The 14,186-nt window shown below is 62.9% G+C and carries 11 protein-coding genes; 8 read left to right on the forward strand and 3 right to left on the reverse strand.

All coding sequences use genetic code 11. The features are described from left to right. Positions 1-101: 101 nt before the first annotated feature. A complete protein-coding gene (locus MRBLMU1_RS27205; RefSeq protein WP_363508482.1) occupies positions 102-1,421 on the reverse strand; it encodes a M24 family metallopeptidase in 1,320 nt (439 codons plus the stop codon). A 74-nt stretch (positions 1,422-1,495) separates the two neighbouring features. Here MRBLMU1_RS27205 and MRBLMU1_RS27210 point away from each other — a divergent pair, with 74 nt between their 5' ends. Continuing rightward, positions 1,496-2,278 carry an alpha/beta hydrolase gene (locus MRBLMU1_RS27210; protein ID WP_363508485.1) on the forward strand — a complete coding sequence of 261 codons (783 nt, stop codon included), beginning with the start codon at positions 1,496-1,498 and terminating at the stop codon, positions 2,276-2,278. Between the two features lie 93 nt (positions 2,279-2,371). Here the strand turns inward: MRBLMU1_RS27210 and MRBLMU1_RS27215 are convergent, their stop codons facing one another. Beyond that, positions 2,372-5,671 (reverse strand): discoidin domain-containing protein, encoded by a 3,300-nt coding sequence (locus tag MRBLMU1_RS27215; RefSeq protein ID WP_363508487.1) that lies wholly within the window; start codon positions 5,669-5,671, stop codon positions 2,372-2,374. Between the two features lie 147 nt (positions 5,672-5,818). On the opposite strand from MRBLMU1_RS27215, the gene MRBLMU1_RS27220 reads away from it, so the two are divergent. From MRBLMU1_RS27220 to MRBLMU1_RS27250, 7 genes are all read left to right on the forward strand, one after another. Beyond that, positions 5,819-6,739 carry a patatin-like phospholipase family protein gene (locus MRBLMU1_RS27220; RefSeq protein WP_363508490.1) on the forward strand — a complete coding sequence of 307 codons (921 nt, stop codon included), beginning with the start codon at positions 5,819-5,821 and terminating at the stop codon, positions 6,737-6,739. Positions 6,740-6,787: 48 nt separating this feature from the next. Then, a complete protein-coding gene (locus tag MRBLMU1_RS27225; protein ID WP_315222433.1) occupies positions 6,788-7,198 on the forward strand; it encodes a GlcG/HbpS family heme-binding protein in 411 nt (136 codons plus the stop codon). Between the two features lie 316 nt (positions 7,199-7,514). Beyond that, positions 7,515-7,931 (forward strand): type II toxin-antitoxin system HicB family antitoxin, encoded by a 417-nt coding sequence (locus MRBLMU1_RS27230; RefSeq protein ID WP_363508493.1) that lies wholly within the window; start codon positions 7,515-7,517, stop codon positions 7,929-7,931. Positions 7,932-8,188: 257 nt separating this feature from the next. Continuing rightward, entirely contained in the window at positions 8,189-9,352 is a 1,164-nt protein-coding gene (gene carA, locus MRBLMU1_RS27235; protein ID WP_363508496.1) for a glutamine-hydrolyzing carbamoyl-phosphate synthase small subunit, read from the forward strand. Between the two features lies 1 nt (position 9,353). Beyond that, on the forward strand, positions 9,354-12,584 hold the full coding sequence (carB, locus tag MRBLMU1_RS27240; protein WP_363508499.1) for a carbamoyl-phosphate synthase large subunit: 3,231 nt from the start codon (positions 9,354-9,356) through the stop codon (positions 12,582-12,584). 91 nt (positions 12,585-12,675) lie between these two features. Then, a complete protein-coding gene (gene greA / locus MRBLMU1_RS27245; protein ID WP_090320927.1) occupies positions 12,676-13,152 on the forward strand; it encodes a transcription elongation factor GreA in 477 nt (158 codons plus the stop codon). Beyond that, positions 13,152-13,634, forward strand: a complete 483-nt coding sequence (locus MRBLMU1_RS27250; protein ID WP_363508502.1) for a DUF4149 domain-containing protein — start codon at positions 13,152-13,154, stop codon at positions 13,632-13,634. The genes greA and MRBLMU1_RS27250 overlap by 1 nt, the downstream gene beginning before the upstream one ends. A 59-nt stretch (positions 13,635-13,693) precedes the next feature. Here MRBLMU1_RS27250 and MRBLMU1_RS27255 read toward each other — a convergent pair whose 3' ends face one another. Then, positions 13,694-14,164 carry a YhbY family RNA-binding protein gene (locus MRBLMU1_RS27255; protein WP_090320933.1) on the reverse strand — a complete coding sequence of 157 codons (471 nt, stop codon included), beginning with the start codon at positions 14,162-14,164 and terminating at the stop codon, positions 13,694-13,696. Positions 14,165-14,186: the final 22 nt, after the last annotated feature.

Consider the following 14,186-nt stretch of genomic DNA (forward strand, 5'->3'; position numbering starts at 1 on the left):
TGCGATATTTTCGCAGGTGTGCGGGAAAATTGACACACCAGAGCCTGTCGGCACTATTCGTTTTTCAAGGTCAACAAATGCCGCTTGTCGTTATTCTTTATTCAATTGGCGGGAGCCGCGCCGCCAGTGGCGCGCGGGATCAGATACATGCTTTTTTGCCGGCCGTCGAGGTAGCGTATGCCGGCCTCGTCGAAGAAGGCGTCCTCTTCCAACATGATATTCACCGGCGCCGGCCAGCCCTGTAAAACCGACGCCGCGCTCAGTTCTATCGAATACGCGGTGCGGTGGCGCAGCGCCTCGTCGCCGCTTCCCGGCACGCCGTTTTGCATGTCCCACATACCGATGGCCGGGCCGGCGGCGTGGCCGTGGTAGCCCAGCGGATGGCTATAGATGGTCGGCTTGATGCCCTCGGCGCGCGCCTGCGCCAGCGCCCCGGCCAGCATCTGGTTGCCGGTGCGCCCCTGCTGGAACTGGGCCAGCAGGATGTCCTGCAGCCGGTTGGCCTGGGCGAAGGCCTGCGTCAGCGCCGCCGGCGCGGCGTTCTCGCCCGGTTTGAGCACGTAGGCGTGTTGCTGCACGTCGGTGTTCAGGCGCAGGTAGGTGATGCCGATATCGACGTGCAGCAGGTCGCCGGGAATGATTACGGTCGGATCGGCCAATCCTTTGCCGGCGCGCTGGATCTCCACCGACGGGTGGAACCAGGTGTCGTAACCGAGATCGCGGATCTTCTGGCGGAACCACCACACCACGTCGTCGGTGGTGGTGATCCCCGGCGTGATGACGCGCTCGGAAAAGCCTTCGTCGATGATCTTGTGGGTGGCGTTGACCAGCTGCGGATAGATCTGCATTTCGCGCTCGCTGCGCGTTTCGAGCCAGCGGATCGCCAGCGGCTCTGCCGAGACCACCTTTTGTTTGTAAGCGGCCGGCAGCGCTTGCAGCAGCTCGGCGTAGTCGGTGTGGTCGATGCCGTCGGCGTGGCCGAAATTGCGCGAAGTGTTCAGCGCTATCTTGTTCGGATTGCGCGTCTTGATGATATCGACCAGCGCGTCCCACTGGTCGGGGAATTTCTTCATGTCCCAGGCGGCGGCGATGCTCTTGCCGACCGCGTAGCGCGCCACCGCCAGTTTTTCAACCGTCTTCTTGACCGGGTCGCGGTGGAACACAATGATCGTGCGGCGGCGGGCGTTGAGCCATTCGGCCGGCAGCATGGTTTTCAGCACCGGGTCCTCGTTGTACTCGCGCGAGACCAGTACCCACATGTCGATGCCGGCCTGCTCCATCATTCCCGGCAGCAGAGTGTCCAGCCGGTCGGCCAGCAGTTGGTTGACGACGGTGGCCTGGTCGCGCGGCGAGAGCACGGCAGCGTGACCGGTGGCGGAGATAAACAGGGGGAGGGCGAGCGCCAGCAGATATTTTTTCATGCTCAGATGTTGACGGCAGATTACAATGAAGTCAACGATTTGGATACCAACTAACTAATCTGGAGGATCACCGAGTGCAGCCACCGACGATATTCTATTTGCATGGCGGGCCGGGTCTCGGCACGGCGTTCGAGCGCCAGCGCTATCCGGACGCCGACAACGTGCACTGGTGGCAGCAGCCGTCGGCCGTCTCCTGCGCAACGCGCCCGTATCAGGACCTGCTGGCCGCGACCCTGGCCGAGTTCCGGCTCAGCGTCGACATGCTGGGCGGGCCGATGACGATCATGGCCAGCTCCTTCGGCGCGCATCTGGCGGTGCATCTGGCGCGCCAGATGCCGGAATCGATCGCCCGCATCGTGCTGCTGGCGCCGACCTTCAATCCGGAGGAGGCCGCGCTGCGGCTGGCGCGCCACGGCCTGGCGCTGCACGCGCAAGACGCCAACGCCGGCAAGCTGGTGGCGGCGCTGGCGGACTACGAGGCCGCCCCGGGCCGCGCGCGGTTCTGGGACGTGATGGGCGCGTTGTGGCAGCTGCCGAATGTGACGTCGCTGTACTTCGGTCCGAACTCGGGGGATGAGCCGCAGGTGTTCGCCTATCTGCTGCAGCAACCGGGCGTGTTCGACGGACCGTCGTCGGTGGCGACGTCGGACGATTTCGCCGCCAGCGCCCCGGAGCCGGCGCGCAGCCCGTACCAGGGGCCGGTGTCGGTGATTTTCGGCGAGTTCGATCCGATGATCGATCCGGTGTTGGACTGTGCGATCTGGAAGGAGGTGTTCCCGCAGGCGGCCGTGCACACGCTGCCGACCGGTCATTTCCCGCTGCTGGAGTTGTCGATCGAGGCGTGCCTAAACCCTTGAATCCACGGGATACACGTAGGGCGGATTAGCGAAGCGTAATCCGCCAATGCGTGCGTTTCGACGGCTTATCGATGGCGGATTACGGCGTCCCGCCTATTCCGCCCTACGTGTTTCCGTGGCCGGAGCGATGTTCTCGTCGATGTCGCTCGACGCCGACTTCACGCGCCGGTATGTCACGCCGCCGCTGTTTTCCGGCAGCGCCGCGCCGGTGTAGAGCAGCGCCAGTTCGGCGATGGCGGCGGTGTTGTCGCCGCCGAATCCACCGAGCGCGGTAAAGCGCAGCTGGCGCGCGTTGACGTTCTTGCCGAATTCGATGCGCTGCTGATCGTAGGTGGAGACCAGAGCGCCGCGTTTGAGCTCTTTCCAGTTGTCGCCATCGTCGCTGGTCTCGATCAGGTACTCGCGCACGTCGCCTTCATGGTCGCGGTGATTCTGGCGCGGCATCAGCAGCAGGCCGGAAAAGGACACCGGCGCCGGGAACTCCAGCGTGAGCGTCTGCGGCGTGCGCGGCGCCGCCTGCGTACCGGCGCTCCAGAAGGTATTCGGATCGCCGTCAATGGCGTAGGCCGGGTTGTTTCCGCCGCTGGCCTTGGCGGCCAGCTTCTTCATCACCAGCGTATCGAACAGCGCCTTGCGGAAATCCGCGGCGCTGATGGTTGTCTGCGGATTGAAGCTGTCGCTGGCCATGTAGTCGAGCACCGATTTGCGCAACTGGCGCGCGACGATGCGCTGATCCAGATTGGTTTCCAGGTCCGGACTGGCGACCATCAGGCGGCCGTCGCCGACTTTCGCCTCCAGCAGCAGGCCCAGTTTGAAGTTGCGGTTCCAGTCGTCGACCGGCTGCACGATCGGTTGCAGCGCGGGCGGCAGCTTGTCCAGATTGACCGTGCGCGCGCCCTTGATCAGCTCAGACCACTGCCAGTCGTTGAAACGGTCGGTGGGGAATTGCGTCAGCGCCGGGTGCTTGTTGTCGATCCAGACGCCGAGCGTGCGGCTCCATGCTGGATTCATCAAGCGATTCCAGAACACCGGCACGCTGTCGAGCGGCGGACCGCTCCAGTCCAGATCCGGCGCCAGCGGCAGGAACAGCACCTTGCCGCCGGCCGCGAGGCCCGCCTCGGCGGCCGGCCAGTTGTGCGTGACCAGCACGTCGGCAGGTTCCGGCGTGATGATTTTTGATGGGTAGAGCCAGATGTTCCAGTCATTTTCGGCCAGCGATTCGACCCCGGCGCCGACGCCCACCTGCAGCCGGTACGCCTGCGGCGCCGCCAGGTCCTTCAGGGCCAGCCGGATCTGCCCGAGCGGGATGTTCTTGCCGATGTCGATCGTCCGGCGCGCGAATTCGCCACTGGCGGCGACGCGGCCCGTGGCGTCGATCAGCTTCCACCAGGGCTGCGCGTCGGCCAATGCGGCGGCGCCGAAGTGGGCGATCTCCACGTCCGCCGTCAGCGTTTCGTCGGTGCGGTAGGTGCGCTTGAGCAAGCGCGCCAGCGGTACGGTCTGTCCGTTGAAGCGCCGGAATTCCTCGGCGGTCGCGTAGCCTTTCGGCTCCCAGAACGTATCCAGGATGCCGACCAGCGCCGTGCCCTGGCCCAGATAGTCGTGCAGGTCGAGCAGCTGATAGCCCATCAAGCCGGGCGTGCGCAGGTTCGCTTCGATCTCCTCCTTGTAGGCTTGCACCTGGAATTTACCGGAGGCCCACGCGAAGTCCTTGTCGCGCGCCGCCATGCCGTGCCGGGCCAGCGAGTCGCGGAAGATCTCGTAGTTCCCGGGACGCAGATAGCCCCTGAATTTGCGGATGATGTCGTAGTCGGGATAGGCCGCCCATTGTCCCGTTTCGTGCGACACCACCGGCACGTTGATGCCGGCCAGCGAGGCGCCGTAGTCGCGGCCGAACCAGCCTTTGTCGCCGCGCAGCGGTTTGGGGCCGATGCGCTGCATAGCCAGGAAGTCGGTGCCGGCGGCCAGGCCGGGGACTTCCTTCTCGGTGTGGCCGGTGCCGTTGGAGTAGAGCCGGCGCGGATCGGCCTTGCGGTAGTGGGCGATCCAGGCGTCGAAGGCTTCTTTCCAGCGGCCTTTCGGTTCGTTGGCGGGGCTGAGCAGGATGAAGGACGGATGATTGCCGTAGGCTTTGATCATGCGCTCGGTCTCTTCGTACAGCATCTTGTCCATCGCGGTGCCTGGCGAAACCTCGTTCCACATGCCCGGTTCCGGTTGCAGGTAAACGCCCAGTTCATCTGCGGCCTGGAACGCGGCCTCCGGCGGGCAGAAGGAGTGGAAGCGTATGTGATTGATGCCCCAGTCCTTGTTGATCTGGATGATCTTGCGCCAGTAGGCGACGTCGGTCGGCGGATAGCCGGTCAGCGGGAAGTCGCCGCCGTGGTGGGTGCCGCGCAAAAACAGCGTGCGGCCGTTCAGCAGGAACTGATTGCCCTTGGCGGCGATCTGCGCGAAGCCGAAGCTGACGTCGCGCGTGTCGGCGGCGCCGGCGCCTTTGAGCTGGAGGCGGATGTTCTGCATCGCGGGATTGAATTCGTCCCACGTCTGGGTGTTCGCCGCGAAGCGCACCTTGATCTCGGCGCTGCCGCCTTGCGCGCTCCATTTGACTTTGTGGACGACGCCGTTGGCCGTGACGGTGCCGTTGCCGGCGCGGGCACCGGCATTGCCGATGCTGATTTTGACGCGTGCGGTTTTAGTCTTGACGTCCGGGTAGACCTGGGCGTCGTCCAGCCATACCGGCGAGGTGGCCCGCAATTCCATCTTGCCGACGATGCCGTTCCAGCTCATGCCGAGCGAGTCGGAGACGCTGTGGGCGTCGGGCCGGTAGGCCATCAGCATGCGGTTGTCGACGCGGATGGAGACGCGGTGCCGTCCGGGCGCCAGCAAACCCAGGTCGTATTCGTGTTCGGCCACCAGACTGAGATTGCTCCCGATTTTGCGGTCGTCGATCCACAACGTCGACCCCCAGCGCGGACGCTCCAGGAACAGGGCGACGCGCTTGCCGCGCCAGGCGGCCGGTACGTCGATGTCGCGCTGGTACCAGGCGGCGCCGAGGTAGTGCTTGGGTGGCTGCGACAGGAAGGGGACTTTGACGTTGCCGGCGGCGGTGTGGGTTTTATAGTCTTCGCGCTGGTCCCAGTTCTTATCGTACAGCGACAGTACCCACGGCGTTTTGGCGGTGATGTCGTCGCCGTAGCCCTGCGCCTGCAGGATGCCGGGGAGGGCGATGCCATCCTTCAGGTCGCGGGTGAACCAGGCCTGGTTCACGCCCTCGTCGTTGCGGTCCATGGCGAAACGCCACTCGCCGGACAGGTCGCGCGATTCCGCCGCGTGCAGGACGCCGTGGACGCAGGCAGAGATGCAAAGGAGGGCGATGGCGAGGATGCGGAGCATGGAGTGCCTTGCAAAACGAGGGTAGCTGGATTATCAACCAATCCGCATGCGGATTTCACTCAAATACGTGCGCGTTTGGAGCCGGTTGGGCCTATTCAGTTACAATCTGCTGCGCCAAATCAGCCACTATAGCCACTATACCAACACATGCAACTACGCCGTCTCACCCTTGCCGCTTTAGCCACCTTCGCCGCGACCGTCATCGTCGGTTGCAAAACCGCTCCAGTCGTCGAAACGCCGGTCCAGCCGATCGCCGTGCCGGAGCCGCTGCCGCCGCGCAAAATCAAGATCGGCCTGGCGCTGGGCGGTGGCGCCGCGCGCGGCTTCGCCCACATCGGCGTGATCAAGGCGCTCGAGGCGCAGGGCATTTATCCGGATATCGTGGTCGGCACCAGCGCCGGCAGCGTGGTGGGCGCGCTGTACGCGGCAGGGAACACCGGCTTCCAGCTGCAAAAACTCGCCTTTGACATGGACGAAGCGGCGATCTCCGACTGGGCCATGCCGCTGTTCGGTAAGAGCACCGGCGTGTTGAAGGGCGAGGCGCTACAGGCTTACGTCAACAAGGCGGTCAATAACCAGCCGATGGAAAAGCTGAAGGTGCCCTTCGGCGCCGTGGCGACGGATTTGAAGACCGGCCAGCCGATTCTTTTCCAGCGCGGGAATACCGGCATGGCGGTGCGGGCGTCGTCCTCGGTGCCCGGCGTGTTCCAGCCGGTGGCGATAGCCGGCCGCTCGTATGTCGACGGCGGGCTGGTGGCGCCGGTGCCGGTGCGCTTCGCGCGTGACATGGGCGCGGACTTCGTCATCGCCGTCAATATTTCCACGCAGGCCGACGTGCAGGCGACGGTCAGTTCGGTGGACGTGATCATGCAGACTTTCAGCATCATGGGCCAGCGCATCAACCAGTATGAATTGAAGGACGCCGACATCGTCATCGCGCCGAGCCTGGGCAAAATGGCCGGCAACGACTTCGCCGGCCGCAACCAGGCGATCCTGGCGGGCGAGCAGGCCGCCGCGCTGGCGATGCCGCAGATCAAACAGAAACTCGACGCGCGGCGCAAGCCGTAGGCTTTACCGCATCCTCTATTATCACCGCTGCAACAATAAGGAAGAACCATGCAAACCAAACCATATCTGTCGCTTGCCGACGTCAAGAAAATCGCCGCCGCCGCCGAGGCCGAGGCTGTCGCCAACAAATGGGCGGTCGTGATCGCCATCGTCGACGACGGCGGCCACCTGCTGTGGCTGCAACGCCAGGACGGCGCCGCGCCGCTGTCGTCGCACATCGCCCCGGCCAAGGCGCGCGTGTCGGCGCTGGGCCGCCGCGAATCGAAGATTTATGAAGACATGATTAACAACGGCCGCGTCTCGTTCCTGAGCGCGCCGGCGCCGCAGACCGACGGCATGCTCGAAGGCGGCGTGCCGATCATCGTGGACGGCCACATCATCGGCGCCGTCGGCGTCTCGGGCGTCAAGTCGGCGGAAGACGCACAGATCGCCAAGGCCGGCATCGCCGCGCTGAACTAAGCTCCGGGCTTCGCGCCCCGTCGGTATAAGAATGCCGTTTGGCTCAAGGCCAAGCGGCATTCTTTATTGGAGAATCGCGCCAGCATGTAATCCGCATGTCTATAATGTGATATCGCCCGCGATATCGCTGCGATGCCATGACGCCTACCCGTCTCTCCAAGATCAAGAGAACATTGTTGGAGTTGAATCGTTCGCCCAATGGCATCAAGGCGAGCACTCTGGCCGGGCTTGCCCAAGAGCTAGGGCGGGCGGCGTCCATCAGGGGAAAGGAGCCGACATATGTCCGTGTGGGAAGCCTACATGCAAGGAAATGGTGATGAATATTAGTGATGAGGAAATCCGTGCTGTGCTGGCCCGTCCTTATGTCCGGAACCTGCTTCCGGATGGGGACGGCGGCTACACCGTGACCGTCCAAGAGTTCCCGGGATGTATAGCTGAAGGTGATACAGCCGAGGATGCCTTGCGAAACTTCGATGCAGCTGCAGCCTCATGGATCGAAGCGGCTGTGGCGAGCGGCCTTGAGATTGCCCAGCCGGTCGAAGTGCCTGTCTACAGCGGACGTATCGCATTGCGCATTCCCGGCGGCCTGCATCAGGACGTCACCCGTCTGGCGGAGATCGACGAATGCAGCATCAATCAATTGCTGAGCGTTGCGATTGCCGAATACGTGGGGCGCAGGCAAGGCCGGCCTTTGCAGCCGGCACGGAAGAGCAGGGCGTCCGCCGCGCGGTGAACCGTTCGAGCAGATCTTGCAACGAAATAAATCCGGTGGTCGCGTCGGAAAATTTTGCCTGTGTTTCGCCGCCCCTCCATTGCCAAGGAGGGGGGATTTGGTTATAATTCAAAGGTTTAGCCAATCTCACCTCTACCGTAGCCGACCACCACTCACTCCATATTCAATCTGACCTTCTACCCCGGCCTGCGACGGCGGGGGATACACGACGGTCGTCTGACGTGGCGCAGCTACGGTAACTTTATCAGGAGTTACCCTTGCCGCCATTTTTTTCTGGCCCCGCCGTTCCAGCCATACTGGCCCTCGCCGACGGAACCATTTTTAAAGGTTTTTCAATCGGCGCCGCCGGCCATACCACCGGGGAAGTCGTTTTCAATACCTCCATGACCGGCTATCAGGAAATCCTGACCGATCCCAGCTATTGCCGCCAGATCGTCACCCTGACGTATCCACACATCGGCAACACCGGCGTCAATCCAGAAGACGTCGAGTCCTCCAAAGTCCACGCGGCCGGCCTAATCATCCGTGACCTGCCGCTGATGGCGTCGAACTTCCGCTCCACCCAGTCGCTGGCCGATTACCTGAAGGCCGAGAACATCGTCGCCATCGCCGGTATCGACACCCGCAAGCTGACCCGCATCCTGCGCGAAAAAGGCGCCCAGTCCGGCGCCATCCTGGTCGGCACCCAGGGCAACGAGCCATCCACCGCGCAAGCACTGGAACTGGCCCGTTCGTTCCCGGGCCTGGCCGGCATGGACCTGGCCAAAGTCGTCTCGACCAAGACCGCCTATGAGTTCACCGAAGCCGAATGGAAGCTGGGCGAAGGCTACGGTAAAGTCGCCGAAGCCAAGTTCCACGTGGTCGCCTACGACTACGGCGTCAAGCGCAACATCCTGCGCATGCTGGTGGAACGCGGCTGCAAAGTGACCGTGCTGCCGGCGCAAGCCACCGCCGCCGACGCGCTGGCTCTCAATCCGGACGGCGTGTTCCTGTCGAACGGTCCCGGCGATCCCGAGCCATGCGATTACGCGATCGCCGCCACCAAGGAATTGATCGACAAGGGCATCCCGGTGTTCGGCATCTGCCTCGGCCACCAGATCATGGCGTTGGCCTCCGGCGCGAAAACGCTGAAGATGAAGTTCGGCCACCACGGCGCCAACCACCCGGTGCAGGACCTGGACAGCAAGAAGGTGATGATCACCTCGCAGAACCACGGTTTCGCCGTGGACGCCGCGACCCTGCCAGCCAACACCCGCGTAACCCATAGCTCGTTGTTCGACGGCTCGCTGCAGGGCTTCGCCCGCACCGACAAACCGGCGTTCTGCTTCCAGGGCCACCCTGAAGCTTCGCCCGGCCCGACTGACGTCGCTTACCTGTTTGACCGCTTCATCGGCATGATGGAAGCAACGGAGAAAAAATAAGATGCCTAAACGTACAGACATTAAAAGTATTCTGATTATTGGCGCTGGTCCGATCATTATCGGCCAGGCTTGCGAGTTCGATTATTCCGGCGCACAGGCCTGCAAGGCCCTGCGCGAAGAAGGCTACAAAGTCATTCTGGTCAACAGCAATCCGGCGACCATCATGACCGACCCCGAAATGGCCGATGTGACCTACATCGAGCCGATCACGTGGCAAGTTGTCGAGAAGATCATCGCCAAGGAAAAGCCGGACGCGATCCTGCCGACCATGGGCGGCCAGACCGCGCTGAACTGCGCGCTGGACCTGCATCGCCACGGCATCCTGGACAAGTACAAGGTCGAGCTGATCGGCGCCACGCCGGAAGCCATCGACAAGGCCGAGGACCGCTCCAAGTTTAAGGACGCGATGACCAAGATCGGCTTGGGTTCGGCACGCTCGGGCGTGGCGCACTCGCTGGACGAGGCGTGGGCCGTGCAGCGCGAAGTCGGCTTCCCGACCATCATCCGTCCATCGTTCACGATGGGCGGCAGCGGCGGCGGCATCGCCTACAACGAAGAGGAATTCGAGGCGATCTGCAAACGCGGCCTGGAAGCGTCGCCGACCAACGAGCTGTTGATCGAGGAATCGCTGCTGGGCTGGAAAGAGTACGAGATGGAAGTCGTGCGCGACAAGGCGGACAACTGCATCATCATCTGCTCGATCGAAAACCTGGACCCGATGGGCGTGCACACTGGCGATTCGATTACCGTGGCGCCGGCGCAGACGCTGACCGACAAGGAATACCAGATCATGCGCAACGCCTCGCTGGCGGTGCTGCGTGAAATCGGCGTCGACACCGGCGGTTCGAACGTGCAGTTCTCGATCAACCCGGCCGACGGCCGCATGATCGTCATCGAAATGAATCCGCGCGTATCGCGTTCGTCGGCGCTGGCGTCGAAAGCCACCGGCTTCCCGATCGCCAAAGTGGCGGCCAAGCTGGCCGTCGGCTTTACCTTGGACGAGCTGCGCAACGAGATCACCGGCGGCGCGACCCCGGCCTCGTTCGAACCATCGATTGACTACGTCGTGACCAAGATCCCGCGCTTCACGTTCGAGAAATTCCCGACCGCCGACCACCACCTGACCACGCAGATGAAATCCGTCGGCGAGGTGATGGCGATCGGCCGCACTTTCCAGGAATCGTTCCAGAAAGCCTTGCGCGGCCTGGAAGTCGGCGTCGATGGCCTGAACGAGAAAACCAAGGACCGCGAGAAGATCGAAGAGGAACTGGGCGAGCCGGGTCCGGAGCGTATCTGGTACGTGGGCGATGCGTTCGCCCAGGGCTTCACCCTGGAAGAAGTGCACCAGCTGACCAAGATCGACCCATGGTTCCTGATCCAGATTAAAGAGATCGTCGACCTGGAACTGTGGATGGACACGCAGAAGCTGGAACAGCTGGACAAGACCGTGCTGTACAAGCTGAAACAAAAAGGCTTCTCGGACCGCCGTCTGGCCTTCCTGCTGCAGACCGATGCCAAGGCCGTGCGCGCCCGTCGCCACGAGCTGAACATCCGTCCGGTGTACAAGCGCGTCGACACCTGCGCGGCCGAATTCGCGACCAACACCGCGTACATGTACTCGACCTACGATGAAGAGTGCGAGTCCAACCCGACCGACAAGAAGAAGATCATGGTGCTGGGCGGTGGCCCGAACCGTATCGGCCAGGGTATCGAGTTCGACTACTGCTGCGTCCACGCGGCGCTGGCGATGCGCGAAGACGGCTACGAGACCATCATGGTCAACTGCAATCCGGAGACCGTGTCGACCGACTACGATACCTCCGACCGCCTGTACTTCGAGTCGCTGACCCTGGAAGACGTGCTGGAAATCGTCGATCTGGAAAAACCGGTCGGCGTGATCGTGCAGTATGGCGGCCAGACCCCGTTGAAACTGGCGCTGGACCTGGAAGCGAACGGCGTGCCTATCGTCGGCACCTCGCCGGACATGATCGACGCCGCCGAAGACCGCGAGCGTTTCCAGAAGATGCTGCAAAAGCTGGATCTGCGCCAGCCGCCCAACCGCACCGCGCGCACGGAGGCCGACGCCTTGGCGCTGGCGCAGGAAATCGGCTACCCGCTGGTGGTGCGTCCTTCGTACGTGCTGGGCGGACGCGCGATGGAAATCGTCCACGAACAGCGCGACCTGGAACGCTACATGCGCGAAGCGGTCAAGGTATCGCACGATTCGCCGGTGCTGCTGGACCGCTTCCTGAACGACGCCATCGAGTGCGACGTCGATTGCATCTCCGACGGCGAGACCACCTTCATCGGCGGCGTGATGGAACACATCGAACAAGCCGGCGTCCACTCGGGCGACTCGGCGTGCTCGCTGCCGCCTTACTCGCTGGCGCAGGACACCATCGATGAACTGAAGCGTCAAACCTCGCTGATGGCCAAGGGCCTGAACGTGGTCGGCCTGATGAACGTGCAGTTCGCGATCCAGAAGCAGGAAGTCGACGGCGTCAGCAAGGACGTGGTCTACGTGCTGGAAGTGAACCCGCGCGCCTCGCGCACGGTGCCGTTCGTGTCGAAGGCGACCGGCCTGCAACTGGCCAAGATCGCGGCGCGCTGCATGGTCGGCCAGACGCTGGCGCAGCAGGGCATCACGACCGAAGTCGTGCCGCCTTACTTCAGCGTCAAGGAAGCCGTGTTCCCGTTCGTGAAATTCCCGGGCGTCGACACCATCCTCGGACCGGAGATGAAATCGACCGGTGAAGTCATGGGCGTCGGTAAGACCTTCGGCGAGGCCTTCGTCAAGTCGCAGATGGGCGCCGGCGTCAAGCTGCCGAAGTCGGGCAAGGTGTTCCTGTCGGTGAAATCGTCCGACAAGCCGCGCGCCGTGAAAGTGGCGCGCGACCTGGTGGAAATCGGCTTCTCGCTGGTGGCCACCAAGGGCACCGCCGCCGTGATCTCGGCGGCCGGCATTCCGGTCACCGCCGTCAACAAGGTGGTCGAGGGCCGTCCGCACATCGTCGACATGATCAAGAACCACGAGATCGTCCTGGTGATCAACACCGTGGAAGAGAAGCGCAACGCCATCACCGACTCGCGCGCGATCCGCACCTCGTCGCTGGCCTCGCGCGTGACGACGTACACCACCATCGCCGGCGCCGAAGCGGCGGTCGAGGGCATTCGTCATTTGGACGAACTGCAAGTGTACGATTTACAAGGGCTGCATAAAACCTTACACTAAGGCTTAGCAGTACTTTTGAACCACAGAGCTCGCGCTGCAGTTGGCGTGGCCTCTGTGGTTTTCCATTGTAAAACCAGAGTAAATAAACAACATGACTTCAGTTCCACTTACCAAGTACGGCGCCGAGCTCTTGAAAGAAGAGTTGCACCAGTTGAAGACCAAAGAACGCCGTATCGTGATCGACGCGATTGCTGAAGCGCGTTCGCATGGCGACCTGTCTGAAAACGCCGAATACGATGCCGCCAAGGAACGCCAGGCGTTCGTCGAAGGCCGCATCGCGGAATTGGAAGGTAAGCTGAGCGCCGCGCAGATCATCGATCCGACCACCTTGGACGCCGAAGGCCGCGTCGTGTTCGCGTCGACCGTCGACCTGGAAGACCTGGAATCGGGCGCGAAAGTGACCTACCAGATCGTCGGCCTGGACGAGGCGGATTTGAAATTGAGCAAAGTGTCGGTGACCTCGCCGATCGCCCGCGCGCTGATCGGCAAGTCCGCCGGCGACGTGGTGGAAGTGCAGGCGCCGTCGGGCCCGCGCGAATACGAAATCCTGGAAGTGCGTTACATCTGATGCTACTTGCGCGTATCCGTTTGCTGGTCGCGACCTTGTGGGCTGGCAGTTTGTGGGCGATCGGCTATCTGGCCGCCCCGACCTTGTTCGCCACCTTGACCGACCGCGTGCTGGCCGGCACCATCGCCGCCAGCCTGTTCCACAACCTCGCGTGGCTGTCGATCGCCTGCGCCCTGGTCATGCTGGTGCTGGTGTGGGTGAGCAAGGGCACGGAGACGGCCGGGATTTTCGCCGGGTCGGCCCGCAACTCCGAGGTCAAGTCGCGCCGCACCCTGATGGCGGTGATCCTGGTGATGCTGGGGTGTACGCTGGTGTCGCACTTCGGTTTGCAGCCGATGATGGCGGCGCTGCGTGCCGCGGCGGGGCCGGGCGGGGTGATGGAGTCGGCTGCCAAGAACGAGTTCGGCATCCTGCACGGCATTTCCAGCGGTCTGTTTTTGGTGCAGAGTTTGCTGGCCGCGTGGCTGGTGATCAAGCAATAAATTAGCAGTAACTGCGTGTTTTCGTCCTTTCCCCGCCGGGGAAAGGACGATGCCCGGGTTTATTTCGAACCCAGAGCGCTCTTCTTCGAGGATTTCTGCTGTGGCTTGGCGCGCTTGATGTTGCCGCCCTGGGTCACGCGTTCATTCCCTTTCAACAGCACCTTGGTCACGGACGGACGTTTGGTGCCGCTCGGGCTAGGCTTGACGATGGTTACTTCGCGCAGGCCCTTGCCGGACGTCGAGCGTTCCTTCGTGGTTTCCACTTTCGGGCGGTACAGGACCAGCAGCTTGCCGATGTGTTGCACCGGCGCGGCGTCCAGTTGCTCGCAGATGGTGTCGTACATGGCGGCGCGGGCTTCGCGGTCGTCGCCGAACACGCGAACCTTGATCAGGCCGTGCGAATCCAGGCCCAGGGCGATTTCCTTGAGCACGTTGGCGGTCAATCCCGCTTCGCCGATCAGAACGATGGGCTTCAGCGCGTGAGCTTCGGCGCGCAGGGCGCTGCGCTCAACGGGTGTAAGTTTTTGCATAATATATTTTTAGTGGTTCCCT

Origin of the sequence: Burkholderia sp. LMU1-1-1.1 (genome assembly GCF_040675865.1) — a bacterium.
Taxonomy (GTDB): domain Bacteria; phylum Pseudomonadota; class Gammaproteobacteria; order Burkholderiales; family Burkholderiaceae_D; genus Rugamonas.

Bases quoted from the DNA above. Each gene is read 5' to 3' on its own strand.
- greA (WP_090320927.1), top strand. From the start codon at position 12,676: ATGACTTCAGTTCCACTTACCAAGTACGGCGCCGAGCTCTTGAAAGAA.
- MRBLMU1_RS27255 (WP_090320933.1), bottom strand. From the start codon at position 14,164: ATGCAAAAACTTACACCCGTTGAGCGCAGCGCCCTGCGCGCCGAAGCT.
- carB (WP_363508499.1), top strand. From the start codon at position 9,354: ATGCCTAAACGTACAGACATTAAAAGTATTCTGATTATTGGCGCTGGT.
- MRBLMU1_RS27230 (WP_363508493.1), top strand. From the start codon at position 7,515: ATGAATATTAGTGATGAGGAAATCCGTGCTGTGCTGGCCCGTCCTTAT.
- MRBLMU1_RS27215 (WP_363508487.1), bottom strand. From the start codon at position 5,671: ATGCTCCGCATCCTCGCCATCGCCCTCCTTTGCATCTCTGCCTGCGTC.
- MRBLMU1_RS27205 (WP_363508482.1), bottom strand. From the start codon at position 1,421: ATGAAAAAATATCTGCTGGCGCTCGCCCTCCCCCTGTTTATCTCCGCC.
- MRBLMU1_RS27250 (WP_363508502.1), top strand. From the start codon at position 13,152: ATGCTACTTGCGCGTATCCGTTTGCTGGTCGCGACCTTGTGGGCTGGC.
- MRBLMU1_RS27225 (WP_315222433.1), top strand. From the start codon at position 6,788: ATGCAAACCAAACCATATCTGTCGCTTGCCGACGTCAAGAAAATCGCC.
- MRBLMU1_RS27220 (WP_363508490.1), top strand. From the start codon at position 5,819: ATGCAACTACGCCGTCTCACCCTTGCCGCTTTAGCCACCTTCGCCGCG.